The 24,597-nt window shown below is 69.0% G+C and carries 19 protein-coding genes and 1 other RNA gene; 7 read left to right on the top strand and 13 right to left on the bottom strand.

What is annotated here, in order from left to right; translation table 11 throughout:
* Positions 1-34 precede the first annotated feature (34 nt).
* Complete coding sequence (locus tag ACIP4X_RS25580; RefSeq protein ID WP_358728114.1) at positions 35-6,214, bottom strand: RHS repeat-associated core domain-containing protein; 6,180 nt, start codon at positions 6,212-6,214, stop codon at positions 35-37.
* A gap of 341 nt (positions 6,215-6,555) precedes the next feature.
* Between ACIP4X_RS25580 and ACIP4X_RS25575 the strand changes: the two genes are divergently transcribed.
* The 3 genes from ACIP4X_RS25575 to ACIP4X_RS25565 all read left to right on the top strand — a co-directional run bounded on the left by ACIP4X_RS25575 (position 6,556) and on the right by ACIP4X_RS25565 (position 8,431).
* The gene (locus ACIP4X_RS25575) at positions 6,556-7,668 is read left to right on the top strand and encodes an ATP-binding protein (RefSeq protein WP_358728112.1); all 1,113 of its coding nucleotides are present in this window, start codon (positions 6,556-6,558) and stop codon (positions 7,666-7,668) included.
* Between the two features lie 122 nt (positions 7,669-7,790).
* Positions 7,791-8,015, top strand: a complete 225-nt coding sequence (locus tag ACIP4X_RS25570) for a type II toxin-antitoxin system VapB family antitoxin (protein WP_358728110.1) — start codon at positions 7,791-7,793, stop codon at positions 8,013-8,015.
* Positions 8,015-8,431, top strand: a complete 417-nt coding sequence (locus ACIP4X_RS25565) for a PIN domain-containing protein (protein ID WP_358728108.1) — start codon at positions 8,015-8,017, stop codon at positions 8,429-8,431. Before ACIP4X_RS25570 ends, ACIP4X_RS25565 begins: the two co-directional genes overlap by 1 nt.
* Positions 8,432-8,529: 98 nt before the next feature.
* Here ACIP4X_RS25565 and ssrA read toward each other — a convergent pair.
* The 5 genes from ssrA to ftsE all read right to left on the bottom strand — a co-directional run bounded on the left by ssrA (position 8,530) and on the right by ftsE (position 12,527).
* Positions 8,530-8,930: a transfer-messenger RNA gene (gene ssrA / locus ACIP4X_RS25560) on the bottom strand.
* Positions 8,931-9,063: 133 nt separating this feature from the next.
* Positions 9,064-9,543 (bottom strand): SsrA-binding protein SmpB, encoded by a 480-nt coding sequence (gene smpB, locus ACIP4X_RS25555; RefSeq protein WP_358728107.1) that lies wholly within the window; start codon positions 9,541-9,543, stop codon positions 9,064-9,066.
* A gap of 102 nt (positions 9,544-9,645) precedes the next feature.
* Positions 9,646-10,818 (bottom strand): S41 family peptidase, encoded by a 1,173-nt coding sequence (locus tag ACIP4X_RS25550; protein ID WP_358728105.1) that lies wholly within the window; start codon positions 10,816-10,818, stop codon positions 9,646-9,648.
* Positions 10,819-10,886: 68 nt separating this feature from the next.
* Complete coding sequence (ftsX, locus tag ACIP4X_RS25545) at positions 10,887-11,804, bottom strand: permease-like cell division protein FtsX (protein ID WP_358728104.1); 918 nt, start codon at positions 11,802-11,804, stop codon at positions 10,887-10,889.
* Between the two features lie 33 nt (positions 11,805-11,837).
* Entirely contained in the window at positions 11,838-12,527 is a 690-nt protein-coding gene (gene ftsE, locus ACIP4X_RS25540) for a cell division ATP-binding protein FtsE (RefSeq protein ID WP_358728102.1), read from the bottom strand.
* A gap of 279 nt (positions 12,528-12,806) precedes the next feature.
* On the opposite strand from ftsE, the gene ACIP4X_RS25535 reads away from it, so the two are divergent.
* Entirely contained in the window at positions 12,807-12,998 is a 192-nt protein-coding gene (locus ACIP4X_RS25535) for a hypothetical protein (protein ID WP_358728100.1), read from the top strand.
* Between the two features lie 128 nt (positions 12,999-13,126).
* Here the strand turns inward: ACIP4X_RS25535 and ACIP4X_RS25530 are convergent, their stop codons facing one another.
* The 3 genes from ACIP4X_RS25530 to ACIP4X_RS25520 all read right to left on the bottom strand — a co-directional run bounded on the left by ACIP4X_RS25530 (position 13,127) and on the right by ACIP4X_RS25520 (position 16,128).
* Positions 13,127-13,858: a hypothetical protein gene (locus ACIP4X_RS25530; RefSeq protein ID WP_401350793.1), complete on the bottom strand. Its 732-nt coding sequence runs from the start codon at positions 13,856-13,858 to the stop codon at positions 13,127-13,129.
* Between the two features lie 320 nt (positions 13,859-14,178).
* On the bottom strand, positions 14,179-15,291 hold the full coding sequence (prfB, locus tag ACIP4X_RS25525) for a peptide chain release factor 2 (protein WP_358728097.1): 1,113 nt from the start codon (positions 15,289-15,291) through the stop codon (positions 14,179-14,181).
* Positions 15,292-15,525: 234 nt separating this feature from the next.
* Positions 15,526-16,128 (bottom strand): lysophospholipid acyltransferase family protein, encoded by a 603-nt coding sequence (locus tag ACIP4X_RS25520; protein ID WP_401350790.1) that lies wholly within the window; start codon positions 16,126-16,128, stop codon positions 15,526-15,528.
* 27 nt (positions 16,129-16,155) lie between these two features.
* On the opposite strand from ACIP4X_RS25520, the gene ACIP4X_RS25515 reads away from it, so the two are divergent.
* Together ACIP4X_RS25515 and ACIP4X_RS25510 are read left to right on the top strand one after the other, a co-directional pair.
* A complete protein-coding gene (locus ACIP4X_RS25515; protein WP_401350788.1) occupies positions 16,156-18,381 on the top strand; it encodes an FAD/NAD(P)-binding protein in 2,226 nt (741 codons plus the stop codon).
* A gap of 251 nt (positions 18,382-18,632) precedes the next feature.
* On the top strand, positions 18,633-19,436 hold the full coding sequence (locus ACIP4X_RS25510; RefSeq protein WP_358728092.1) for an AfsR/SARP family transcriptional regulator: 804 nt from the start codon (positions 18,633-18,635) through the stop codon (positions 19,434-19,436).
* A 120-nt stretch (positions 19,437-19,556) separates the two neighbouring features.
* Here the strand turns inward: ACIP4X_RS25510 and ACIP4X_RS25505 are convergent, their stop codons facing one another.
* Positions 19,557-20,186 carry a TetR/AcrR family transcriptional regulator gene (locus ACIP4X_RS25505; protein WP_358728090.1) on the bottom strand — a complete coding sequence of 210 codons (630 nt, stop codon included), beginning with the start codon at positions 20,184-20,186 and terminating at the stop codon, positions 19,557-19,559.
* Between the two features lie 253 nt (positions 20,187-20,439).
* On the opposite strand from ACIP4X_RS25505, the gene ACIP4X_RS25500 reads away from it, so the two are divergent.
* Positions 20,440-21,111: a lysophospholipid acyltransferase family protein gene (locus ACIP4X_RS25500; RefSeq protein WP_401350786.1), complete on the top strand. Its 672-nt coding sequence runs from the start codon at positions 20,440-20,442 to the stop codon at positions 21,109-21,111.
* Positions 21,112-21,276: 165 nt separating this feature from the next.
* Here the strand turns inward: ACIP4X_RS25500 and ACIP4X_RS25495 are convergent, their stop codons facing one another.
* From ACIP4X_RS25495 to ACIP4X_RS25485, 3 genes are all read right to left on the bottom strand, one after another.
* A complete protein-coding gene (locus tag ACIP4X_RS25495) occupies positions 21,277-21,819 on the bottom strand; it encodes a hypothetical protein (RefSeq protein ID WP_401350784.1) in 543 nt (180 codons plus the stop codon).
* A 145-nt stretch (positions 21,820-21,964) separates the two neighbouring features.
* Positions 21,965-22,903: a beta-ketoacyl-ACP synthase III gene (locus ACIP4X_RS25490; RefSeq protein WP_358728085.1), complete on the bottom strand. Its 939-nt coding sequence runs from the start codon at positions 22,901-22,903 to the stop codon at positions 21,965-21,967.
* A gap of 226 nt (positions 22,904-23,129) precedes the next feature.
* Positions 23,130-24,581, bottom strand: coding sequence for an MFS transporter (locus ACIP4X_RS25485; protein WP_358728083.1), 1,452 nt, complete (start codon positions 24,579-24,581; stop codon positions 23,130-23,132).
* Positions 24,582-24,597 lie beyond the last annotated feature (16 nt).

The raw sequence follows: 24,597 nt of genomic DNA, 5'->3' as shown, positions 1-24,597 counted from the left end.
CAAGACGGCCACCAGGCACCGGAGAAGCGAGGCCCTACTTCTTCATGGCCTTCTGGAACTTGTCCCACGCCTTGATGGAGGCGCGGTCACCGTAGCCCCGGAAGACCTTGCCTCCGATTTTCAAGATGCCCTTTCCTACCGCTCCGCCGAATCCGCCGATCGCGGCACCCTGGAGGGTCGCGATGGCAGCGCCCTTGTTGGTGTACCCGTGACCGCCGTGGTGGGTCCACCAGTATTTGGCGAAGCCTGCGAGACCGCCGCCGACGGCACCACAGACGACCGGCCCCAGGGCCGGGGTGCAGACCGCGGCAACGACGATACCGAGGCCGTCGATGAAGAGAGAGCACCAGAAGTTACAGGAACGCGGCTTCTTCTGCTTCTTGTTGCCGTCGAGATCGTAGGCGTTGACCGGGTCGGCCGGGTACACGTACGGGTTGGCGTTGCCGCCGTACACCGGGTCCGGGCTCAGGAAGCGACCGGTCACGGGGTTGTACAGGCGCGAGCCCATCAGGGTCAGGCCCGCCACGGTCTCAGCGGAACGCAGCTTGGCACCCAGCCAGCTGTACCGGGCCGGCTCCTGACCGACGCGGGCGTTGCCGAACTCGTCGCTGTCCAGCACCACCGGGGGCTGTGCACTGTCCAGCGGGAGCTGAAGGGCGACGTCGCCGTGCACGTTGGCCAACTGCAGGACGGCCTCACCGGTCTTGCTCGTGGTGGCGAGGAAATCACCGCCGAGGGACATGACGTTGCGGGTGAGAGCGCCGTTTCCGGTGTCCTCCACTATCCAGCGGGGGCTGTCGCCGTCACCGTCGTAGTGGTTGAGCTTGGACCCGGTCTGCGTCCAGGTGCTGCCACTGCCGCTCTCGGCCTTCCAGGAGCGGAAGCGCATGGCGGAGTCGAGCTGCCACGTCTGCCGCTGGGTGCCGGAGGTGAGCTGGTAGGCACGGTCGTTGGCGTAGTACCCGACCGTGCTGCCCGGCAGTGCCGTGGTGCGGCCGAAGGCGTCGTACACGTAGCCGCTGTCCGTGATCCGGTCGCCGCTGTCGTACGTGCTCGTCCTGGCGGTGCCACCGGTCGTCGGGCAGTCGGCGCCGGAAGCCGCGGTGGCGCTGGTGACCGAAGTCCGGTTGGAACGCTTGTCCAGCGTGTAGGTACGGCGGGTGCAGACGTCCGAGGCGATGTCGTCGACCGACGTCAGACGGCCGGCCTTGTCGTACCCGAAGGTCTGGCTGGACCAGCCGGAGTGCCGGACGACCTGGTCGTGCGCGGACTTGCTCACGCTGTCCGACATGACCGTGGCACCGTCGCTGTTCCGCGTGTACACGCGGCTGGTGATCGCGCCCGCCGGGTCGACCTCCTGGGCGAGCGTGTACCCGCCGGGCAGCCTCTGGCTGGTCACGGTGCCGTCGGCGTCGTACCCGGCGGAGAAGGTGCCCGCCACCGAGTCGGTGGTGGAGACCGGAAGTCCGCGCGGCTCCGCCGCCGTGTCGTAGGTGTACGTGACGGAGGACGGGACAGAGTCGGACACCTTGACCGGACGGTCGAGCAGGTCGTACTCGGTCCTGGTGACACCACCGTCGGCGTCGGTGTAGGAGATGAGGCGGCCGAGCTTGTCGTACGCCTTGGTGATGGCGCCACCGGTGGACGAGGTCGTACCGGCCGGGAGGCCGGTGGCCGAGTCGTAGACGTTGGTGGAGTCCGGGACCGCCTGGCCCGGTCCGGTCACCGTGGTCTTGAGCTGGCGGCCGGCGTTGTCGAACGTGATGGTGGTGGTGCGGCTCGCCCCGTTCGCCGTTTCGATCCGCTTGGTGTTCTGGCCGAAGAAGCCGTACTCGTAGCTGTTGTCCACCACCTGCTTGGGCTGCGAGCCGCCGCCGGTGATCTCACCCGCGGGACCCGTCCAGCACACCGCGTCGGCCCACTCCGGGCGGCCCTTGCACCAGCCGGTACCGGAACCCGACCAGTAGACGGAGACGCGGGTTGCCGGGTCGGAGCCGGTGGATCCGGGCTGGCTCACGTCGGTGACGCGGCCCTGGGCGTCGTACGCCGTGGAGGTGACGAGGTTGAGGCCGCCCGAGTCCGCGATGGTCATCTTCGGCAGGCCCTTGGCCCAGTCGAACAGCGTCTCGTTGACGTACTTCTCGCCCATGTTCGAGTCGTAACCGCGGACCCGGACACCGCTGACGGTGAGCGTGAGCTGGTCCTTGATGACGGCGCTGCCGTCGGTGGGACGCCCGGTGTCGTACTCGCTTACCGCCCACTCGCGGCCCGGGACCGAATCGCCGCCGGCCACCAGGACGGTCGAGCCGTTCTTGAGGTCCTGGGTGAGTTCGACCCGGTGCAGCGGGCCGAAGCTCTCCGTCTCGCGCAGACCATCGGCGCTGTAGTACGTGAGCGTGGACAGTTCCATGGCCCGCTCGGAGGTGCTGAGGGCGTTGATGCCGAGGTCGACGAGCGTCTCGGCCGCCCCCGGCGCCGTGCCCAGGGCCAGCGCGCGGTTACCGGCGGTCAGGCTGCGCACCGGGTTGCCGAAGCGATCGAACTCCTCGGTACTGATGTGACCGCCCGGCTGCGCCGTGTTGACCTCGCGTCCCGAGACGCCGAGGTAGAACACGTCCGCGCGCTTGTAGTCGGCGGCGGCGAGGCCGGAGCCGGAGTTCGACGGCGGAGTGACATCACCGGGGAACACGGCCGTGGCGTCGGTCGGCGCGTCGGTCTGGCCCCAGGCCCGTACATCGGACGCGCCCATCTTGTAGGGGGCGGCCGACCCGGTCAGCGGGACGTCGTAGACGAGCGTGGTGGCGTTGGTGCCCTCGGCCACGTCGGCCGTGCCACGCTTCAGGCCGGGCCGGCTCGCCTTGAGCAGCATGCCGTCACCGGCGGTGGCGGCGTTTCCGGCCTTGCCGTAGGTGAGCGTCCACGGCAGTTGGCCGGGCGGGGTCAACTGGGTGACCCGGCCGGCGGCGTCGTAGGTGTACGTCGTCTTCAGGGACGGCGTGATCTGCGGGTTCCACGTCTGCCGCAGACGGCCGGCCGTGTCGTACAGGTAGCTCTGGACCGCCCTGGGCGTCGCCACGTTGGCGCCGGCCTCGGTGGACCACAGCCGGATCTCCTTGACCTGACCGCTGTAGTCACCGTCGGCGGTGGCGGTGGCGGTGGTCGAGGTCGCGTAGACGAACTCCAGCGAGCGGCAGCCGACGGTGGCCGGGGTCGCCGCACACGTGGCGTTGGACACGGCCGAGGTCGGGGCGATGATGCGCTTCGGCCGGGCCAGGACCTTGCCGCCGACGACGACCGTCTCGGAGACGACGTTGGAGGTGCTGGAGGCCAGGCCGTTGAGCTTGGACGTGTCGACGACCCAGGTGGTCGCCGAGGCGTCCGGCTTGTTGAAGAGGGTTTCGGCACCGTCGCTGTCGGTCAGCGTGAAGCCGGTGGCGAAGGTGCCCTTGAGGGTCAGATCCTCGGAGCCGGGCTCCGGGATCCAGCCGTTCTGTGCGGCGTTGGCGGTGAAGGCGATCGCCTTGCCGCCCTCCTCGACGACGGAGAGGGCCGTGGCCGACACCTTCTCGATCTGGACGTAGTCCGACCCGGCGTTGTCGGCGACGGCGCTGCTGGACCACTCCTTGCCGAAGATCGGCACCTGGCCGTCCGTCTGCGCGTTGGGCTCCCGGGAGGAGGCGGTACGGCCCACGGAGAGGCCGAAGTACGAGGCGTCGGCCTCCGACAGCAGGAAGTCGCCGGTGAGCAGGTTGACGGTACCCGGGCCCACCTCCCTCGACGCCGCGCCCGACGCGTTGCGGTCGACGACCGCCGTGAGCGGTTCGGTGCTGCCGGTCGCGCTGTTCGGCCCGGTGACGTCGGCCTTGATCTGGATCGTGCCGTCCGGGTCGACCGTGTCGGTGGCGTTCCAGACCAGCGGGGCGTTCTTGCCGTTGGTCAGCGGGACGGGCCACGCGGTCAGCCGGTTGCCGCCGGAAGTGACGTCACTGAGCGGGATCTTCACCCAGGGGTCCGCCTCGGAGCGGCGCCAGGAGAAGGACACCGCGTTGTACTTGGCCGCCTCGACCTCGACGGCCAACGGCAGGCGACGGGCGGTGCGCTCACCCTCCGACGGCTGGACGAAGCCGCCGGGGCCCGCGTGGAAGGTGTACTCGATGGGCTCGGACTTGTTGTCGGCCCTGTCGACGGCCCGTACCTGGAGGGTGTGGGTGCCGTCCTTGGGCGGGGTGGCCGAGATGGCCTTGTCGCCGGCGGCACCGCCGGTGGCGACCTTGGTCCAGGTCAGACCGTCCAGTGACCACTCGAGCCAGTTGTGGTCGGCGGCCGGCGGGGTGACGGTGAAGGTGCCCGCCTTGCCCGCGCCCTTGACCCACTTGTCCGACGGGTAGTCCGTGGAGACGATCTTCGTCGGGGCGGACGGCGCCTTGGTGTCGACCGTGAAGGTCTTCCAGGCCGACCAGCCGGTGTTGTAGTGCGTGCCGTCGTAGGGGCTGGTGCGGAACTTGTACGTCTTCCCGTCCGCGAGCAGCCCGGCCGGAACGGTCACCGAGGCGGGCTGGCCCGATGCCACGTACTTCGACACCAGGACGTTGCCGACCTGCGCGTTGGCGGAGTCGAAGATCTGGAAGGTGCCGTTGACCTTGTCACCGTCGGGGTCGACGAAGGTGTCCCGCAGGGTCGGCGTGGTGGTGTTGACGACGTAGTCGCCGCCGTAGGAGAAGTACGGCGGACCGGCCTCCTGCTTGGTGCCGGTGCGCGGGCGGTAGTTGTAGTTGACGACCAGCTTCGGCGGGTTCGTCGCCGCGTTGGCGGAGTTGACGCGCTTCCACTGCGCCACGACCGACTCGTCGGTGGCGCGGATGCCCATGTTGCCGCGGGTGGTCTTGGCCGAGGCCCACTCCTGCGCCAGCGTGGTCACATTGGCGTTGATCCAGCCCGCGGGCTGGGTGCTGGTGCACTTGGTGTTGCCGCGGGTCTCGTAGGAGGTGGCCTTCAGCGCCGTCATCGTCGGACGGTTGGTCCACCGGCTGGAGGTGGAGGCGGCCGGGGAGGACCACACCTCCCACGGAACCGTCTTGCAGTCCTCGTTGGCCGAGTGGAAGTTCCACAGCGACAGCTTCGCGTCGAGGACCAGCGCGTCCTGGATGGGCGTGGTGTTCCACGAGATGAAGGTCTGCGCGGTGCGCGCGGTGCCGTCGGCGTTCTTGGTGCCCGGGTTGCCCCAGTCCAGCTCGGTGTCGGACGACTGGTCGACCGTCACACCCTGCTGCACGTAGGTGTCGAAGACGTTCGAGAGCGAGGAGGTGGACGGGTCGATGGTGACCGGGTACTTGGTGTCCGGATCGGCGAGGAACTCGGCGTCCGGAGTGATCACCAGGTCGACCGAGGCGCCCTTCTGGACCACCTTCAGGCCGACCCTGGCCTTGCGGGTGTGCTCACCGGAGCGCTCGTCGACGGTGGCGTCCCACATCACCGGCGCGGGCATGACCGCCCGCTTCTTGTTCTTCTTGTCGGTGAACAACACGCTGCCGTCAGCGAGTTGCGTCGCCTTCAGCCCCTTGGCCTTCAGCGGCAGGGTGTAGGAGTAGCCGCCCGCGTCACCGGCCCCGGGGCGCTGCTTGAGTTCGACGTACTGCTCGAAGCCGGTCCGGGTGGCCTCCACGACCACGTCCGCGCCCGGTACGGCGTTGGCATACTCCGCCCGCGTACCGTCCAGCTTCGGCTGCGGCAGCCCGCCCTTCCACTGCAAGGTGATCTGCTGATCGCCCTCGCCCAGGGTCACCAGGTCGGTGGCCTCGGCCCGCTGAGCGGCCTCCATCGACTTCGCCGGGGTCCCGGACCTGCCGGACAGGCGCAGGCCTCCCGGGTGCGCCTTGGGTTCGACGGTCCCGTCGGCCCCCTGGACGAGGTCCAGGTCGACCTCGCGCCACTCTCCCGTCTCCTCGTCCGTGAACCGGACGGGACCGGCTGAGAGTTCGGTGGTGAGCGAGCCGTCCTTGTTCACCCAAGTCGTGGAGGTCTCGGTACGCTCGGACAGCGCCTCGACCCTCTTGCCGGACAACCGGGCCGCGACCTTCGCCGACGGGATGTCCGCGGCGGAAACGGGGCCCTTGGCCGTGTCCTTGGTGGCCGTCTGCTGTATCTTCTCGCGCGTGAATGCCACCGCTTGGCCGGTGTTGGCGACTACCAGCGCTGTCTCCGCCGCAAGCACCATGGCGGTCAGGACCGCTATCCGGGGCAGAAGCCGTCTGTGCCTCTGCAGGGCGACGGCCGAACCTTCCCACCCGCCGGTCGGGCGTGTTCTCTTCGACACGTTCAGTCATCTCTCTTTGGTATGGACATGACGCAGACGTGATCAAAGCAGGGGCACCACGGCCGAAGAAGTGAAAAGTTCACAAGCTGCGAAGATCTTGCGAAGCCGCCCATATACGCACCTCAGCGGCCCCTTTGTGGGGACCGGCGGGGTCCGATCACCCCTCCTGGACCGGTTCATAATCGATCGTTGATGATCGAAAACGGAGCGGGGCGAGGATGCGGGGCAGGGCAGCAAAGGGCGTGACGGCTCCACCGGGAGCGCGGGTCGCATTGGCCGCGCTGGCCGTGGTGGTGATCGGATCACTGGGTCTGGTGGCGCTGGACGTCGCCGCCTCGCCGTTCCACAAGCGCACGGTCACCGCCGGTCTGACCGTGCTGGTGCTGACGCCGGCCGTGCTGCTCGGCCAGTACGCGCCTCCGCCCTACCGGCTGCCGTACCGCTGGAGATGGGGCCTGCTGCTGGTGCAGGCCGTGCTCACCTACGTGCCCTTAGTCGTCTTCCAGCACCGGTGGTTCACCCTGCTGGGCTTCCTCGCCGGCGCCGTGATGCTCACTCTGCCTCCGGCCAACTCCGTTCCCGTCGCCCTGGCGGTCGTCGCCAGCGGGCCGCTGCTCATCCACACGGGCGTGGTCGAGAGCAGCCGCGGTTCGCTGGTCGCTCTGCTCAGCGCGGCGATCACCGCGAGCACGGTCTTCGCGGTCACCCATCTCGCCCTGCTCTGCTCGCGGTTGTACGGCAGCAAGGAGCAGACGGCCCGGCTCGCCGAGCAGCGCGCCCAGGCGCGCATGCGGCAGGACCTGCACGATCTGGTGGGGTCGTCGCTGGTCGCCATCTCGATGCGGGCGGAGAACGCCCTGCGCCCGGACGTCCCCGCCGAGTCCGCCAGAGCGGCGCTGACCGAGGTCGTCGAGCTGGCCCGGCGGACGCAGGAGGACGTACGGCTCATCAGCAGCCCCGGGGCGACTCGCTCACTGGCCGACGAGTTCGCGCGGGCGCAGCGGCTGCTGTCCACCTCGGGGATAGGGGTGCACGCCTCGCTGCCGCCGCGCCTCGAACTGGACGACGCGGTCACGGAATGCCTGCGGTCGGTGCTCCATGAGGCGGTGGGCAACCTGCTGGAGCACAGCGGTGCCACGTACTGCGAGATCGAGCTCCACGCCGACCCGGACGACATCCGCCTGACCGTCCGCAACGACGGCGTCCCCACCGGCGCGTCCCCGCTCCCCGCCCCGCCCGGCCGCGGCACGGGCCTGGCCGGCCTCAAAGGCCGAGTGGTCGCCCTCGGCGGCACCCTCCACACCACCCCGAAGGACCGAACCTTCTCCGTGACGGCCACCCTGCCCCTGCCCTGACACCACCACCGCCCTCGTGGCAAGTTCTCCGTCACTCGGAAGTGACAGGGCCATGCCCACGCAGCCCGATGTACAATATTGCCTCTGAATGCTGCGCTGCTATGTACATTCGGGAGGGCCCGGTGTCACTCACCCACATCGATATCGACGACGAAGCCCTGGATACGGCGAAGCGCCTGGGCGGACATCGGACCAAGACGGCCGCCGTCGCGGCGGCGCTCGAGATGTACAACAAGCGCCTGGCTCGCGACGCCGCCTACGACAAGTTCTTCGAGACGGCCCAGGGCTGGGACATCGAAGGTGCCGAAGAGGCGCACCGGGCGGACAAGGACACGGCCCGCCAGTGATGCGCTACCTGCTCGACTCGTCGGCGCTGTGGCGCCTGCTCCGGGATCGCGACCTGCACGAGGCGTGGCGACCGGTGGTCACGGACGGCCACGTGCTCTCGTGCTACCCGCAGCGGGCCGAGTTCCTCCGGTCCGCGCGTGACGCCAAGGAGTACAGGGCGTTCAGCGACATGTTCACCGATCTCTACGACGACGTCTCCCTGCCCAAGAGCGCGTGCCTGTGGATCAGCGCGTTCCAGGAACGGGCGGCGGGTCAGGGGGCGCACAGGGCGCTGTCCTCCGTCGACCTCCAGATCTGCGCGACGGCCGCCCACCATGGACTCGTCGTCCTCCATGACGACGCCGACTTCGTGACGGCGGCCCGGTTCGCGGTGGAACTGAGCCAGCACAATGTGCACGACGGTCCTCGTACCTGACGGCCCGCGTCCGATCTCGGCCGCCCAGGCACATGCCCTGGCACACAACGAGAAAGGCCCCGTCGCTCGAAAGCGACGGGGCCTTGCCCGCATGGGATGAGTGGAGATGGCGGGAATCGAACCCGCGTCCAACGGTGCGGAACCAGGGCTTCTCCGTGTGCAGTCCGCTTCGATTTTCTCGGCCCCGGAGATCACGCGGACAAGTCTCCGACGGGCTCAGTCACTGTTAGGTTTCCCTCTTCACCCCGTGACCGGGATCAAGGTTTAGTCCCCTAGCTGATGCCAGGATCCGGGTCGGGAACAGCCCCGGGCTGACACTCCCTTTAGTAGGAGGCTCGCTCTGCTACCTGAGATCAGGCAGCGAGGGCGAAGGCCTGCTGGGAGGAATCGCGCTTGGTGTTGGCGATTATTTTTTTCGGCCTGTGGTTTACGAGATCATGGCCGCTTCCTCGACACGCTTCCCCTGCTTCGACAACCGCTGTCGAAACCGATCATCCCCATGTTGATTTTTCAAAAACCCCTCCTGAGAGGGGATCCTCACCGGCCTCGCGGTGATGGTGCCATCGTACGTGATCAACACAGGTCCGTGCCAGCGTATTCCCCGCGTCCCGGACCGCGCCCGCGACCCGCCGTCACGCCCGCTGCCTGCGCCGCGCCGCCGCCACCGCGCGGTCCGTCTCGCGGCGGTCCTGCTTCTCGCGGAGGGTCTGCCGCTTGTCGTACTCCTTCTTGCCCTTCGCCAGCGCGATCTCGACCTTGGCCCGGCCGTCCTTGAAGTACAGCGACAGGGGGATGATCGTGTGCCCCGTCTCCTGGGACTTCGACTCCAGCTTGTCGATCTCCTCCCGGTGCAGCAGCAGCTTCCGCTTGCGCCGGGCGCTGTGGTTGGTCCAGGTGCCCTGGCTGTACTCGGGCACGTGCACGTTGTGCAGCCACGCCTCGTGCCCGTCGAGCTGCACGAAGCCGTCTACCAGCGACGCCCGCCCCTGACGCAGCGACTTCACCTCGGTCCCCATCAGCGCCAGACCGGCCTCGTAGGTGTCGATGATGAGGTAGTCGTGCCGCGCCTTCTTGTTCTGCGCGATCAGCTTGCGCCCTTTTTCCTTAGCCATAGTGCCCTCCATTTTGGCACTACACAGGGGGTGCCCGGAAAGCGCATTAAAGGGGTGTGCCCCGCCGGACCGGGACGGGAGCGGGGCCGGACCGGGACGGAACTACGACGCCTCGCCGAGGCCCGTCAGCACCGTCTCCGCGCGCCGCAGCGCGTCCTGCCCGGCGTCCAGGTCCGGGGTGATGCCGTGGCCGTCCACGGTGTGCCCGCCGGGGGTGCGGTAGTGCCCGACCGTGAGCTCGGCGACCGAGCCGTCGGGCAGCCGGCTCGGCATCTGCACCGAGCCCTTGCCGAAAGTGCGGGAGCCCACGACGACCGCGCGGCCACGGTCCTGGAGGGCACCGGTGAGCAGTTCGGCCGCGCTCATCGTGCCGCCGTCGACGAGCACGACCAGGGCCCGGGTGGTGTCCCCGCCGGAGCCGGCGTGCAGGGCGCGCTGGTCGCCGTCGACGTCGTAGGTGGCGACCAGGCCGCCGTCGAGGAAGGCGGAGGCGGTGGTGACGGCCTCGGTGACCAGGCCGCCGGAGTTGCCGCGCAGGTCGAGGACGATCCCGCCGCCGGCCGGTGCCCGGCGTACGGCGGTGCGGACCTTGTCGCCCACGCCCTTCGAGAACGCGGCGATCCTGATGACGGTCACCCCGTCCGCCGGCCGCCGTACCGTGACCGGGTCCGTCGACAGGCGGGCCCGGCGCAGCGTCCGGCTCCACACGTGCTTGCCGCGTTGCAGACCCAGGGTGACGGGGGTCCCGGCGGGCGAGTCCTCGGCGTCGCCCCGCAGCAGCGCGACCACGTCGGTGACCGGAAGGCCGTCGGTCCGCTCGCCGTCGACGCTGCGCAGCCGGTCGCCCCGGCGGATGCCGGCGGCCGCCGCGGGCGAGCCCGCCTGGACCCTCGCCACCTCGACCCGGCCGTCCCGCCGGCGCCGCGTCGACAGTCCGACGCCGGTGTACTGGCCGTCCAGGGCCTCCTGGAACTCCTGGTACTCGCCGCGGGAGTAGACGGCCCCCCAGCGGTCGCCGCTGCGGCTGACCGCGCGTTCGGCGGCCAGCATGGGGGACTCGCCGTCGGCCATGGCCTCGGCCGCCGCCCGGGTCACTTCCTCGGGCCGGCCGACCGGCAGGGCCGAACGGGCCTGGTCCGGAGGGGACTTGTGGTCGTCGTGGCCGGGCAGGGAACCCGTCACAGCGCCCGCCACCAGCACGCCCGCGAAGACCAATGTCAGGGCGGCCCCGGCGCGGCCGCGGCGGGGCTGGCGAAACAGGTCACGGCCTGACATGGCGGTGAGTCTAGGACAACGCCCGGAGGCCGCACGGTTGCTCGACCGTACGACCTCTTTGGCGTGTGTCACACCTTCAGGTACTTGCGCAGCGCGAAGAACGCGGCCAACGCCGGCATCAGCACACTCGTCGCGAGGATGAGCGGCAGCTTCGTCAGCACCGCGTCCCAGCCGATGAAGTTGATCAGATTCAGCTTCTCGGACAGGGCGAGACCGTGGTCGATGATGAAGTACCGCGCGGTGACCAGGAATCCGCAGGCGACGCCGCCGCCGATCAGTCCGGCGACCGCCGCCTCCATGATGAACGGCGCCTGGATGTAGAAGCCGGAGGCGCCCACCAGACGCATGATCCCGGTCTCACGCCTGCGGCTGAACGCCGAGACGCGCACGGTGTTGACGATCAGCATCAGCGCCACGACCAGCATGAGTGACATCACCGCACGCGCGGCCCAGTTCATGCCGTTCAGCAGCCCGAAGAGGTTGTCCAGGATGCCCTTCTGGTCCTGCACGGAGTACACGCCGTCGCGGCCGTTGAAGGCACTCGCGATGACCTTGTACTGCTCCGGGTTCTTCAGCTTGATCCGGTACGACTCCTGCATCTGGTCCGGCGTGATGGTGCTGGCCAGCGGGGTGTCGCCGAACTGCTCCTGGTAGTGCTTGTACGCCTCGTCCTGGGACTCGTAGGTGACGTTCTCGACCACCGACATCTTCTTCAGGTCGGTGAGGATCGTCTTCTTCTGGTCCTCGGTGACCGCGCCCTTGGCGCAGTTGGGGTCACTCTGGGCGTTGCTCTTGTTGCAGAAGTAGATCGAGACGTTGATCTTGTCGTACCAGTAGCCCTTCATCTGGTTGACCTGGTCGCTCATCAGGAGCGACCCGCCGAACAGGGCGAGCGACAGGGCGACGGAGACGACGACGGCGAAGGTCATCGTCAGATTGCGACGAAGACCGACACCGATCTCCGACAGGACGAACTGGGCGCGCATGGCGTCTGGTCAAGCCTTTCCGTCGTGGACTGGTCAGTGCTGGTAGCCGTAGACGCCGCGCGCCTGGTCGCGGACGAGACGGCCCTTCTCCAGCTCGATGACGCGCTTGCGCATCTGGTCCACGATGTTCTGGTCGTGGGTCGCCATCACCACGGTGGTGCCCGTCCGGTTGATGCGGTCGAGCAGCTTCATGATGCCGACGGAGGTCTGCGGGTCGAGGTTGCCGGTCGGCTCGTCGCAGATGAGCAGCTTGGGCCGGTTGACGAAGGCGCGCGCGATGGCGACGCGCTGCTGCTCACCACCGGACAGCTCGCCCGGCCTGCGGTCCTCCTTGCCGCCGAGCCCGACGAGGTCGAGCACCTGCGGCACGGACTTGCGGATCTCGCCCTTGGACTTGCCGATGACCTCCTGTGCGAAGGCGACGTTCTCGGCGACCGTCTTGTTGGGCAGGAGGCGGAAGTCCTGGAAGACCGTGCCGAGCTGGCGGCGGATCTGCGGGACCTTCCAGTTGGAGACGCGCGCGAGGTCCTTGCCCAGGACGTGCACCTGGCCGTGGCTGCACCGCTCCTCGCGGAGGATCAGCCGCAGGAAGGTGGACTTTCCGGAGCCGGAGGACCCCACGAGGAACACGAACTCACCCTTCTCCACCTCCAGGGAGACATCCCTGAGGGCCGGGTGGGTCTGCTTGGGGTAGACCTTGGAGACACTGTCGAATCGGATCACGGATGCACCACGGATCGCCGGGGGTAGATGAGCGTGACCTTACGCGAACCGGGTAGGGGCGCGCAGTCGCCGGTCGGGGTTGGGTGCGGCTTGTATGTTTTTGTACGGGGCATATTCTCGTGGAGCCCGTACCGCGCGGATTCGGTGCGGGGCCCGTGCGGGGCCCGCGCTTGTGGAGCGACCCGCGCGCAGGCCCGGCGAACCTGGCATGGTGGGGAGGGAACGTTCACGCGCGCGTGGGCGTTGACTGGGTAGGACCGGTGCAAGGAGGGCGAGCGCATGACGTACGACCGGCTGGTGTGCGCGAACTGCGCGGCGCCCGTGAGCGAGGGCCGGTGCCCCGTGTGCCGTGCGAGCCGCGAGCGGCTGCAGCAGGAGAACTTCCTCGCGGGGCTGAACCCGATGGCGCTGGTCGCGCTGCTGGTGGTCCTGATCGCCGCGGTGGCGCTGCTGGCCCACCAGACGGTGTAGGGCGCATCCCGAGGACGCGAGACGCGAAGGGGCCCGGAGCTTGCCGCTCCGGGCCCCTCGCCGTTCAGTCGGCCGTACGCGCGCGTGCGTCTACGGTGCGCCTACCGTGCGTACGGTGCTCGCCACGCTCAGGCAGCGGCGCCGCCGCGGCCCTCCATCAGGCGCGGCAGGAAGCGGAAGCCGATACCGCCGGCGATCATCGTGGCGGCGCCGACCAGCAGGAACGTGGTCTCCGCGGCACCGGTCTCGGCCAGCTCCTGGCCGTTGCCCTGCGCGGACGGGTTGCTGTCCGGGCCGGTCTCGGTCAGCGCCGAGGAGCCCTGCTCCTGCGGGACGGTGTTGCTGTTGCCGCCGTTGGGAGTGGTGCCACCGGTAGAACCACCGTTGCCGGCGGTGGAACCACCGTTCCCGCCGGTGGAACCGCCATTGCCGCCCGTGGAGCCACCGTTCCCGCCGGTGGAGCCACCGTTGTTGCCACCGTTGCCGCCAGTGTTACCGCCGGTCTCGTTACCGCCGGTCTCGTTGCCGCCGGTCTCGTTGCCGCCGGTCTCGTTGCCGCCGGTCTCGTTGCCGCCGGTCTCGTTACCCCCGGTCTCGTTGCCGCCGGTCTCGTTACCCCCGGTCTCGTTGCCGCCGGTCTCATTACCCCCGGTCTCGTTACAGACGCCGACGACGTCGCAAGGGTCGGTCGGGTCTTCGTCGTCCAACGTCACGCTCGCGTTGATGCCACCGCCGCCGACGCCGGCGCTGACACCGAGATCGAGGGCCGAGGCCGCGCCCGCGGCGGTCAGCGAGGCGCCGGCGGCGATCACGGCACCGGCCGCGATGCGCGCGACACGAACCCGCGTCTTCTTCGTCATATGCTTGCTACCCCCAGTAGCTGAATCGTCTTCGAGCGGCGCGCGGGGCTGTGATCAACGGGGGTGGTTGGCGCACGTGCGGATCCCCCCGGTTCACATGCGCCCCAGAAATGCGCATGCCACGTTTTACCCTTCCCGCTTTTCGAGGGACCGTCAAGGTCGTTGCGGGCGCGATGTCCAACAGTGCGCCGTTTGCTCGGAGTTGAAGTATGTGAGCGTGACGTAAAACCCGGACATCGGCCAACGGAAAAGGCAACTGCCGCTGGAAAAGCGGCAGTTGCCTTGTCGACAAAGAGTCTGCTTGCGGTGTCCCAGGGCTCCTACTTGCCCTGGTCCTGCTGCTTGCGCCAGCGAATTCCGGCCTCGAGGAACCCGTCGATCTCGCCGTTGAACACGGCCTCGGGGTTGCCGACCTCGTGCTCGGTGCGCAGGTCCTTGACCATCTGGTACGGGTGCAGGACGTAGGAGCGCATCTGGTTGCCCCAGGAGTTGCCGCCGTCGCCCTTGAGGGCGTCCATCTTGGCCTGCTCCTCCTGGCGGCGCCGCTCGAGCAGCTTGGCCTGGAGGACGTTCATGGCGGTGGCCTTGTTCTGGATCTGCGAGCGCTCGTTCTGGCAGGAGACGACGATGCCGGTGGGGATGTGGGTGATCCGCACCGCGGAGTCGGTGGTGTTCACGCCCTGGCCGCCGGGCCCTGAGGACCGGTAGACGTCGATGCGCAGCTCGGACTCGTCGATGTCGACGTGGTCGGACTGCTCGACGACGGGCAGGATCTCGACGCCCGCGAAGGAGGTCTGGCGGCGACCCTGGTTGTCGAAGGGGGAGATGCGCACCAGGCGGTGGGTACCCTGCTCGACGGAGAGGGTGCCGTAGGCGTAGGGCGCCTGCACGGCGAAGGTGGTCGACTTGATGCCGGCCTCTTCGGCGTACGACGTCTCGTAGATCTCGGTCTTGTAGCCGTGCTGCTCGGCCCAGCGCAGGTACATGCGCTGGAGCCGCTCGGCGAAGTCGGCGGCGTCGACGCCGCCGGCCTCGGCCCGGATGTTCACGAGCGCCTCGCGGGAGTCGTACTCGCCGGAGAGGAGCGTCCGGACCTCCATCTCGTCCAGCGCCTTCTTGACGTCGGCCAGCTCGGCCTCGGCCTCGGCGCGGGTGTCCGGGTCGTCCTCGGCCTCGGCGAGCTCGAAAAGCACATCGAGATCGTCGATCCTGCCGCGCAGGGCCTCCGCCTTCCGCACCTCCGCCTGGAGGTGGGAGAGCCGGCTGGTGATCTTCTGCGCCTCGTCCGGGTTGTCCCACAGGGAGGGCGCGGCCGCCTGCTCCTCGAGCACGGCGATGTCTGCCCTCAGCTTGTCGAGGTCCAGAACGGCCTCGATCGACTCCATGGTCGAGGAGAGGGACTTCAGCTCTTCGGATACATCGACGACTGCCACGCATCCAGCGTAACGGCTCCGCCAACCGACAAACGCCGCACTCCGCTCCCAGGAGCCGAGCGGGAGCGGGTCCTGACGCCGGGCCCCGTGCTCAGCCGCGTGCCGGACGGCCGCGAGCACTCCCCCGGCTCGGCCAGGGCCCCGGACCGACCGCTTCCGCTCCGCGTCCGGGCGGGCACGGATCGTGCCCGAGGCCGGGCGCCGGCCTCGGTCTCGGTGGCGGTTCGGCACCCGTCACCCACCGCTCGTCAACATCGTCTCCGCATACATGTCGACGTACTCCTGGCCCGACAGAGCCGAGATCTCGGCCGTGATGCTCGTCGTCACCGCGCGGCGGACCCGGCGGTCCGATTCCCGCCCGAGGTGCTCCGCGAACGTCATCGCGGGACCGAACCTCGCGTCGAAGCTCGCGGCGTACAGCCGCTTCGCACCCTTGGGATGCACCCGCTCCGTGCCGACGAGGCCGCACGGAACCACCGGTGCTTCGCTGCGCAGAGCCAGCCAGGCGGTGCCGGTGGTGCCCTTGTAGAGGCGCCCGTCCGGCGAACGGGTGCCCTCGATGTGGATGCCGACGCCGTCGCCTTCCGCCAGCAGCTTCAGCGACAACTCCAGCCCGGTCATGGTTCCCGCGCCGCTCGTCCTGTCCACCGAGATCATTCCGACGGACCGGAAGAACAGCTTCTGCAGCGGCTGGCCGCGGACCACTGGCGGCTGTCGACGATGGGCCGGATCACCACCGCCGACATCGACCGCTTCCTGGCTGCGCTCGCGGACGTCCTGCGGGGCGCGGACCGTGAACCGCTCGCCGATCCGCCTGCCAGCCGGCCTGGCCGACACGCCTGACATCGCTGAATGGGGTACGAGGTGACCACCACACACACCGAGCCGCCGAACCCTGCGCATCCGGCCGCGCCGGACCGCCCATACCGGCTCGCTCTGGTCGGCGGCGGGCCCAGGGCGACGTACGTCGTGGAGAGGCTGTCGGCGACGATCGGCCGGCTCGAGGGCCGCAGGCTGGAGGTGCGGGTCTTCGAGCGCACCGGGGAGTTCGGGGCCGGCCAGGCCCACAGTGCCGGGCAGGCCCGCACCAGCTACCTCAACCGCATCGGCTGCCAGGTGGGCTTCGCCGCCGACGAGACCGTCTCGGGTTCCGGCCCGTTGCGGCCGCGGGAGAAGCGGCCCACTCTGCACGAGTGGTGCCGTCGCCGCTACGCCGAGACCGGCCACCCGGACTTCGACCTGCGTCCGGAGGACTGGCCCCGGCGATATGTGCACGGCCTGGCGTTGAGCGACATGTTCCAGGCGTTCGCCGACGACCTGCGCCGGCATCCCGGTGCGGACCTCCACCTGCACCACGCGGAGGTCGTGGACATCGAGCCCGTCGGTGCCGAACTTCAGATCGTCACGGCGGACGGCACCCGCCGGCCGGCCGACGAGGTGCTGCTGCTCACCGGACACTCGTACCACGATCCGGGACTGTCCCCCGAGGGACGCCGACTCGCCAAGGCCGCGGCCCGCGGCGGCGCCGCGCACGTGCCGCATCCGTACCCGCTGAACGAGCTGCTGGGCCCGGACACCGTCGGGCCGACGGACGTGGTCGGCCTCGTCGGCATGGGCCTCACCGCCATCGACACGATCCTGCACCTGACCGAGGGGCGCAACGGGAGCTTCCACGAGGAGCCCGGGCGGGGACTGGTGTACCGGGCGAGCGGCACCGAACCCGCCGCGATCGTCGCGTTCAGCGGTTCCGGGCTGTTCACCTTCGCCCGGCCCGACAACCACAAGCCGGGCGACGGCTCCGGCGACCACCCCGGCATGTTTCTGACCAAAGAGGCAGTGGATCTGCTCCGGGCGAACCGCGGGCAGCCGTACCCCACGCCTGGCCGCACCCGGCCGCAGCTCGACTTCGACCGGGACGTCCTGCCGCTGGTGGTGGCGGAGATGGCCCACCTGTACTACGTGACGCTGTTCGGACCGAGTGCGGCGCTGCCGCTGACGCACCGTGCGATGCCCTGCTACCTCGCCTTCCTGACCGGTGCGCGGCCCGGCGGTGAGGACTGTCTGCTGCCGGCGCTGGACGCGGCCGTGGACGACATCGTGCGTACTCTGCTGCCGGTGCTGCGTGGCGAACAGGCGCTGTTCGCCACGCAGAAGACGGTCGTGTGGTCGGTTCGGGACGTGCTGCTGCACTGGGTGCGGACGGTGTACGCGCCGTCGGCGCAGTACGAGGTACGGCGCTGCCTGGACCGTTCGCTGCCGCCGGCCGCGGTCCTTGAGGGCCGGGACTCGCCGTGGTGCCTGGACACCGGACTCGACGGGAATCGGTTCGACTGGCGTGCGGCCGTACGCCCGGTCAGCCCTGCGGGCTCCCCTGCCGAATACCGGGCGGAACTGCTGGAGTTCATGATCCGCGACCAGGCCTGGGCCCGGCAGGGCAACCTTTGCAATCCGCACAAGGCCGCGTCCGACGGTGTGTGGCGTGATCTGCGGTCGGTGATCTCCTACGCGGTGGACGACGCCGGGGTGACCGCAGCCTCCCAGCAGGCATTCCTGCGCCGGCACACCAGCCGGCACAACCGGCTGGCCAACGGGGCCGCTCCGGAGGTCATGGCAAAGATCACCGCGCTCGTCGAGCACGGGCTGCTGGATGTGGGCACCGGCCCGGACGCCCGGGTGCGCTACGAGGAGTCGAGCGGCCGCACGGTCGTGGTGGGGCCGCACACGGGTGCGCGACGCGCCCTGGACGTAGTGGTCGAGGCGCGCATGCACCCCTTCGACCCGCGTGTGGACGTACGACCCCTGTACCGCAACCTGCGGGAACGTGGACTGGTACGCCTGTGGCGCAACCACGGTGCGGACGGCGCGGGCGCCACGGACTTCGCGCCCGGCGGTCTGGACCTCACCCCGCAGTTCCATCCCCTGCGAACCGACGGTGACGTGGAGTCCCGCATCACGGTCCTGGGGGCGCCGGCGGAGGGGGCACGCTCGTTCCTGCTGTCGGCGCTGCGCCCGGACGCGGACCACTACGTCATGCGGGATATCTTGGTCTGGCTCGACGGTTTCTGGGAGTCACTTGTGAGATCCCAGTAAATATCGTCGTTGCGTGGCGGGCAGGACGGAAGATTCGCCATTGACTCACCACAGGTCAGCTCAGGTTGAACAGTGAAGCACCACAGGGGGCATATCCGCCCATACCCCCCATCTCCCCACTCCGTCACCGATTTCAGCCTCAGGTGATACTCAAATCACTTGCCTGCCGCCACAAAATCGTTGACGATGAAACGGCAACGGCGGGGGTGCTCCCCCTGCCCTGTCCAAATAGACGCGGGGGTTGATTGGACATGCTTTTTCGTATTCTGGGTCCGCTCGGAATAGAAAAATCCAACGGTGAAAGCATCAGGCCATGGGCGCCGAAAAACCGCGCCTTACTGGCCTATCTCTGTGTCAACAACCGGACAGCGGTCTCCCCGGAACGGCTCATCAACGCGATCTGGTCGGGCGTGCCGCCGCAGAGCGCCCACACCGCACTGCATGTCTACGTCTGCAACCTGCGAAGCCGCTTCCGTGAACTGGGCCTCGACGCCTCCGTCCTCACCACCCAGTCGACCGGATACGAACTGCGGCTCCCGCACTCCTCCCTCGACCTCAACTTATTCGAGGGGCACCTGTTAGAGGCCCGCGACCTGCAAAGCCGCGGCGAGCTCGAAGCGGCGTCCGCCGCGCTGAGTTCCGCCGTCACCCTCTGGCGCGGCCCGGCGTTGGCCGATTTCCGTGACATGCATGCCTTCGCGGGCGTCCGCCGGCTGCTCGAAGAGAAGCGTGTCTACGCCCACGAGCGCCGACTGCAGCTGGAGCTGGACCTGGGCCGCCACCACGAGCTGATCTGCGAACTGTATTCGCTGATCGAGGCGCATCCGGCCTGGGAGGCGATTTACGGCTACCTCATGATCTCCCTGTACCGCAGTGGCCGCAGCGCGGACGCACTGCGGGCCTTCGACCAAATCCGCGGGATTCTGGTCGAGGAGCTGGGCCTCGAACCGGGACCGCAGTTGCAGCATATCCAGCGGTCCATTCTCGCCCGCGATTCCTGGCTTGAATCCGATGCCCACCGCGGTGTCGCCGGCGCCCAATTCTCATTGCGGTAACGCTGCCGTACGCCGCCTTCTGTCAGGGACCTGGCAGAAGGCGGGCCAGGCCCTCGGGTCAGAGATGCTCCGGGACCGATCGGATGCCCTGTCCGCAGACGGTTCAGGGTATTGTTCCGGTCAATCACCGCCGCACACAGGGACTTTCACACCGTCCCAGAGCCGGTGAAGTGCTCCGTGGGCGCGCGTCGGGGCGGAGCGGTCGCGCTGCAGCTGCAGGAAGTGGTTGAGGGCCAGCATGATGCCCACCACCTCGTAGAGCAATTGGTCGGCATCCGTGTCCGGTCGCAGCTCACCGGCGGTGATCGCATACCGGATCTGCAGGCGCAGGTCACGCTGCCACAAGTCGTTCATGCCGGCGACGGCATCACGCACGGGGCCGCTCCGCCCGTCGAACTCGGCCGCCGCCGCGGTGAGGAGGCACCCACCGGGGAGCACGTCCCGCGCCAGGTACGACACCCAGGCATCGCACCACGCGCGCAGACGGGGCAGGCCGGGTGGCACGTCGTCCGCCACCCGGTTCGGCACCTCCCGGGTGAACAACTCCGCCGCGGCGTCGACGACTGCGAGCTGGAGACTCTCCTTGGTGCCGAAGTGACCCAGCACGCCGGCCTTGCTCATCCCCAGGTCGGTCGCGAGCCGGCCGATGGTCAGACCGTCGAGGCCGTACAACGAGGCGGTGACCAGACTGCGGTCGACGATGCGCTGACGGGTGCGGCGCGCCTCGGCAACGCTGTTCCGGGGGCTCATGGGCATCCATGATAGCCGCTCCGCACGTCACTTAACTTCCGATCGGTCGGTTGCTAACATCCCTCCGCATCCGCTGCGTTGGTGCGGCCCGACCGAGAGGGAACCTCCTTGCCCCGGCTGCGTCGCACTTCCGCCATCGTCGTACTACTCACACGCTCCGGGTCGGCCGAAAGCGGCGAACCGCCCCGGTGCACCCCGTTCACTCGGCTGCCGTGGGGCCGACCAGGCGTCACCTGCCCACGAAAGGTCCCTGATGCTCTACACCCTCGCTCGGCTGCTGCTCACCCCGCTGCTACGGCTGATCTACCGGCCCGTCGTCCGTGGCCGGAGCAACGTCCCACGGCACGGCCCCGTGATCCTCGCCAGCAATCACCTGTCCTTCATCGACAGCGTCGTCATCGCGCTCCTCTCGCCGCGCCCGGTCCACTTCCTGGCCAAGGACGCGTACTTCACGGGAACGGGAGTCAAGGGCCTCCTGACGCGCTGCTTCTTCACCGCCTTCGGCTGCATCCCGGTCGACCGCGGCGCCCACCGCGGCGCGCGGACATCACTTCAAGCGGCTGAACGCGTCCTGGCCGAAGGCCGAGCCTTCGGTATCTATCCCGAGGGAACCCGCTCCCTCGACGGCCGGCTCTACCGCGGGCGGACCGGCGTCGCGTGGCTTGCCCTCACGACCGGAGCCCCGGTGGTGCCCGTGGCGCTGACCGGTACCGACCGACTCCAGCCGGTCGGCCGACGACTGCCCCGCTACCACCGCTTCACCGTGGAGTTCGGCAGGCCGCTGCACTGCGCCGGGCCCGACATCGACATGCGCCCCGCGCAGGTCCGCCGGTTCCTCACCGACGAGATCATCGGGGCGATCGGGGGCCTCTCGGGACAGGAGCGCGCCCACGACTACGCGACGGCACCTGCGTCGACGGACTGAGCGGTCCGGGCGACGAGGGCTGTGCCCGGCTCGGCCACGGCGACCGACGAGCCCAGGCCGCGTCGAAGCGCAGGGGCAAGCTCACCGGGCCCTGAATGGTGTCGGGTCGGCTCCACAGGGTCTCGCCGTCGAGAGCCAGACCAGTCAGCCGCCGGGAGAGAATGGTCAGCGCCTCGCTGAGCTCGGCTCGCGCCAGTACCGACCCGACGCAGCTGTGCAGCCCCCAGCCGAACCCCCAATGAGGGTCTTCTCGGTGGCCGCCATGGCCGTCGACACGGTGCGCGGGTCTCCCGAGAACAGGGCGGTGGACGCCTCGGCCACCTCGGCGAAGAACTCCGCCTCCTCGCGTGGAATGCCCAGCACCCAGCAGATCACCGAGATCGGCAGGGGGTCGCAGAGGTCCTCGACCGCGTCGCACCGCCCGCGGTGCACCACGCGGTCCACCAGCTCGTCGACGACCCTGGCCATCGCGGGCCGGAAGCGTTCGAAGTTGCGCGGACGCAGGGCCGGAATCGCCAGTCGGCGCAGCCGCGTGTGCCGTTCGCCCTCCTCCAGCAGCAGCGAGCGCCGGCGCCGCTCGACGAACGCCGGATCGATGTCCGGCATGGCGGCGATCTCGGCCCTGAGGCCGTTGCCGAATCTCCGGTCCGACGGCGCGACCCGGCAGTCCGCGTACGTCGTCAGCACGACGGAGGACCGCCAGCGCACGAAACGGTGACCGCGTGTCAGCTCGGGGAGCCAGGTTCGGCTTCCGGGCCGTCGGCCCGTCGCTGGTGTGCTGACCGCGGCGCACGCGGTCAGCACGTCGCCCGATGCGTGGTTCTGCTCCCGGGCCGGGCCGTGGGCCCGTCCGTCACGGGCAGCGGACGACCTGGCCCGCGTACGACAGGCCGCCGCCGAATCCGAAAAGCAACACGGGTGCCCCCGGGGTCAGTTCTCCCCGTTCCACCAGCTTGGAGAACGCCAGCGGGATGCTCGCGGCCGAGGTGTTGCCGGAGTCCACGACGTCCCGCGCGATGACCGCGTTCACCGCGCCGATCTTCCTGGCGACCGGCTCGACGATCCGGAGATTGGCCTGGTGCAGGACGACGCCACCGAGTTCTGCCGGATCGACCCCGGCGCGCTCGCACACGGTCCGGGCGATGTCCGGCAGCGTGGTCGTCGCCCAGCGGTACACGGACTGGCCCTCTTGGGAGAAGGTGCCCGACTTGCCCTCGATGAGCACGGCCCTGCCCATCTCGGGTACGGATCCCCAGACCACGGGACTGATCTCGGCGGTGTCGGCCTCGGCGACGACGACGGCACCCGCTCCGTCGCCGACCAGCACACAGGTGCTGCGGTCGGACCAGTCCACGAAGTCCGTGAGCTTCTCGACCCCGATCACCAGGGCCTTCCTCGCGGAGCCGCCCTTGATGGCCAGGTCGGCCATGGCCAGGGCGTGCGGGAAGCCGGAGCAGGCCGTGTTGACGTCCAGCGCCGCGGGCGCCGGGATGCCGAGCCGGTTCGCAACGCGCGCTGCGACATTGGGAGAACGATCGAGGGAAGTGCAGGTCGCGACGATGACGAGATCGATCTCCGCGCTGGTGAGGCCCGCATTTGCGAGGGCTTTCTGAGCGGCTTCCGCCGCCATGTCCGCCACCGATTCCCCTGCCTCCGCCACATGCCTGGTACGGATGCCGACCCGGCTCCGGATCCACTCGTCACTGGTGTCGACCATCTCCGCGAGGGCGTCATTGGTGAGCACCTTCTGTGGCTGGTAGTGGCCGAGGGCCACGAGGCGAGACCCGTTCATGGTGAAGTCCTCCTGCTGTAATGATGATTGACGTGCCGTCACCCTAGCCGTTCCGGGGTGCCGCCAGAGTGGGAGGGAGAGTCGAATTCGGCCACCCGCGATAACCGCTTTCGAATTCTCCGGGTGAAACCCTCAACACGCGCGGGAAAGCCGTTGGCGTACCCGGAGGTTCGCCTGACTCACCAGTGACCGCAGGGGCTCCAGCGACATCGATTGCGGCCGTGAGTCACCTGCTTGCTCGCTGCACAGCGGGCTTCCCCGAGTTCACCGGGCTCAGGGGGGCGCGGATCGCGAGAGAGGCGATCGCGGCGGCGAAGCAGCCGATCGCAGTGATCGAGAACGCTTCCTGATAAGCCCCCAGGGTGGGCAGCGGCAATCCTTCGATGGTGTCACTCGCCAGGGTGGCGCCGAGGACAGCCGTTCCCACAGCTCCTCCTACCGTACGGAACACCGCGTTCATACCGTTGGCGACGCCGCTCTGCTCCATCGGGACAGCGGAATTGATGGCGGCCGGCATGGCCGTGTAAGCAAGGCCGACGCCGAAACCGAACACCGCGGAGGCGAGATAGATGTCGACGGGGTGCCCATTCACCACGGCGAGGAAGCCCATCGCCACCGCCGCGAGCAATCCGCCCAGTGAGAGGGGGATCCGCGGACCTCGCGCGGCGATCAGCCTGGCCCCGACCGGGGCGGCCGTCATGCTGCCGACGGCGGAAGGCAGCAGCATCACGCCGGCATGCAGGACGTCGGCGCCGAATCCGTAGTGGGCGGCTTTCCCCGGTGTCTGGGCGAAGTTGCTGATCACCATGAAGCACCCGTACATGCCGAACCCGATCACCGCACCCGCCACGTTGGTGATGGCCACGACGGGGCTCACGATCATCCGGATACTCACCAAGGGGTGCCGCACCTTCAGTTCGATGACGACCCACACGGCCGCGATCACCACGGCCGCGACGAAGAGACCCACGATCCGGCCGGAGCCCCAGCCCCAGGCGTTGCCCTGGCTCACGGCGAGCAGCAGGGCGCAGAGCCACGCGGCCAGGGTGAGGGCGCCCAGCGGGTCCACCTTGACGGTCTGATCGCTCACCGCGTCCTTGGGGATGCCCACCACGGACCAGGCGATGGCGACGAGGCTGAGGAGCAGTCCGGCCCAGAAGACCGACTTGTAGCTCCACTGCTCCATCAGCAGACCGGTGACCACCAGGCCGAGGGCGCTGCCGATGCCCATCGCGGCGCTGACCGCCGCGATGCCGCCCGGGACCTTGCGCGGCGGAAGCTGGATGCGCACCACGCTGATGGCCAGCGGGAGGACACCGCCACCCGCGCCCTGCAGGACGCGGGCCACCACAAGCCAGTCGAACGAATCGGTGCTCACCGCGAGCACCGATCCCAGTGCCAGGCCGCCGAGAGAGACCAACAGCATCGCCTTGCGGCCGTAGAGGTCACCGAAGCGTCCCAGCAGCGGGGTGAACACCGCTGCCGCGAGCAGGTTGGCGGTCATCAGCCAGGCGACCGCGCCGCTGGAGACGTGCACGGCCGTCGCGAGGGAAGGCAGGATCGGCACCACCGCGGTCTGCACCATGCTGAAGGCCAGCATGGTCAGCACGAGCGCCGGCAGTATCCGTCCGCGGCCGGGTTCCTCGTGCGGCGTGCCTGCGTCTTGGGTCCGCTTCATACTCACTGCTTCTGTT

This window comes from Streptomyces sp. NPDC088817, from assembly GCF_044750345.1.
Lineage (GTDB): Bacteria > Actinomycetota > Actinomycetes > Streptomycetales > Streptomycetaceae > Streptomyces.
The sequence above is the reverse complement of the archived record's forward strand: the minus strand, read 5'-3'. Positions and strand labels throughout refer to the sequence as shown.

What these genes read in the sequence shown, in the direction of transcription:
- ACIP4X_RS25490 (WP_358728085.1), bottom strand. Translation starts at nt 22,903, where the DNA reads ATGAACGGGTCTCGCCTCGTGGCCCTCGGCCACTACCAGCCACAGAAG.
- ACIP4X_RS25510 (WP_358728092.1), top strand. Translation starts at nt 18,633, where the DNA reads ATGCTTTTTCGTATTCTGGGTCCGCTCGGAATAGAAAAATCCAACGGT.
- ACIP4X_RS25565 (WP_358728108.1), top strand. Translation starts at nt 8,015, where the DNA reads ATGCGCTACCTGCTCGACTCGTCGGCGCTGTGGCGCCTGCTCCGGGAT.
- ACIP4X_RS25580 (WP_358728114.1), bottom strand. Translation starts at nt 6,214, where the DNA reads ATGGTGCTTGCGGCGGAGACAGCGCTGGTAGTCGCCAACACCGGCCAA.
- ACIP4X_RS25505 (WP_358728090.1), bottom strand. Translation starts at nt 20,186, where the DNA reads ATGAGCCCCCGGAACAGCGTTGCCGAGGCGCGCCGCACCCGTCAGCGC.
- ACIP4X_RS25535 (WP_358728100.1), top strand. Translation starts at nt 12,807, where the DNA reads ATGACGTACGACCGGCTGGTGTGCGCGAACTGCGCGGCGCCCGTGAGC.
- ACIP4X_RS25550 (WP_358728105.1), bottom strand. Translation starts at nt 10,818, where the DNA reads ATGTCAGGCCGTGACCTGTTTCGCCAGCCCCGCCGCGGCCGCGCCGGG.
- ACIP4X_RS25500 (WP_401350786.1), top strand. Translation starts at nt 20,440, where the DNA reads ATGCTCTACACCCTCGCTCGGCTGCTGCTCACCCCGCTGCTACGGCTG.
- smpB (WP_358728107.1), bottom strand. Translation starts at nt 9,543, where the DNA reads ATGGCTAAGGAAAAAGGGCGCAAGCTGATCGCGCAGAACAAGAAGGCG.
- ftsX (WP_358728104.1), bottom strand. Translation starts at nt 11,804, where the DNA reads ATGCGCGCCCAGTTCGTCCTGTCGGAGATCGGTGTCGGTCTTCGTCGC.
- ACIP4X_RS25530 (WP_401350793.1), bottom strand. Translation starts at nt 13,858, where the DNA reads ATGACGAAGAAGACGCGGGTTCGTGTCGCGCGCATCGCGGCCGGTGCC.
- ACIP4X_RS25485 (WP_358728083.1), bottom strand. Translation starts at nt 24,581, where the DNA reads ATGAAGCGGACCCAAGACGCAGGCACGCCGCACGAGGAACCCGGCCGC.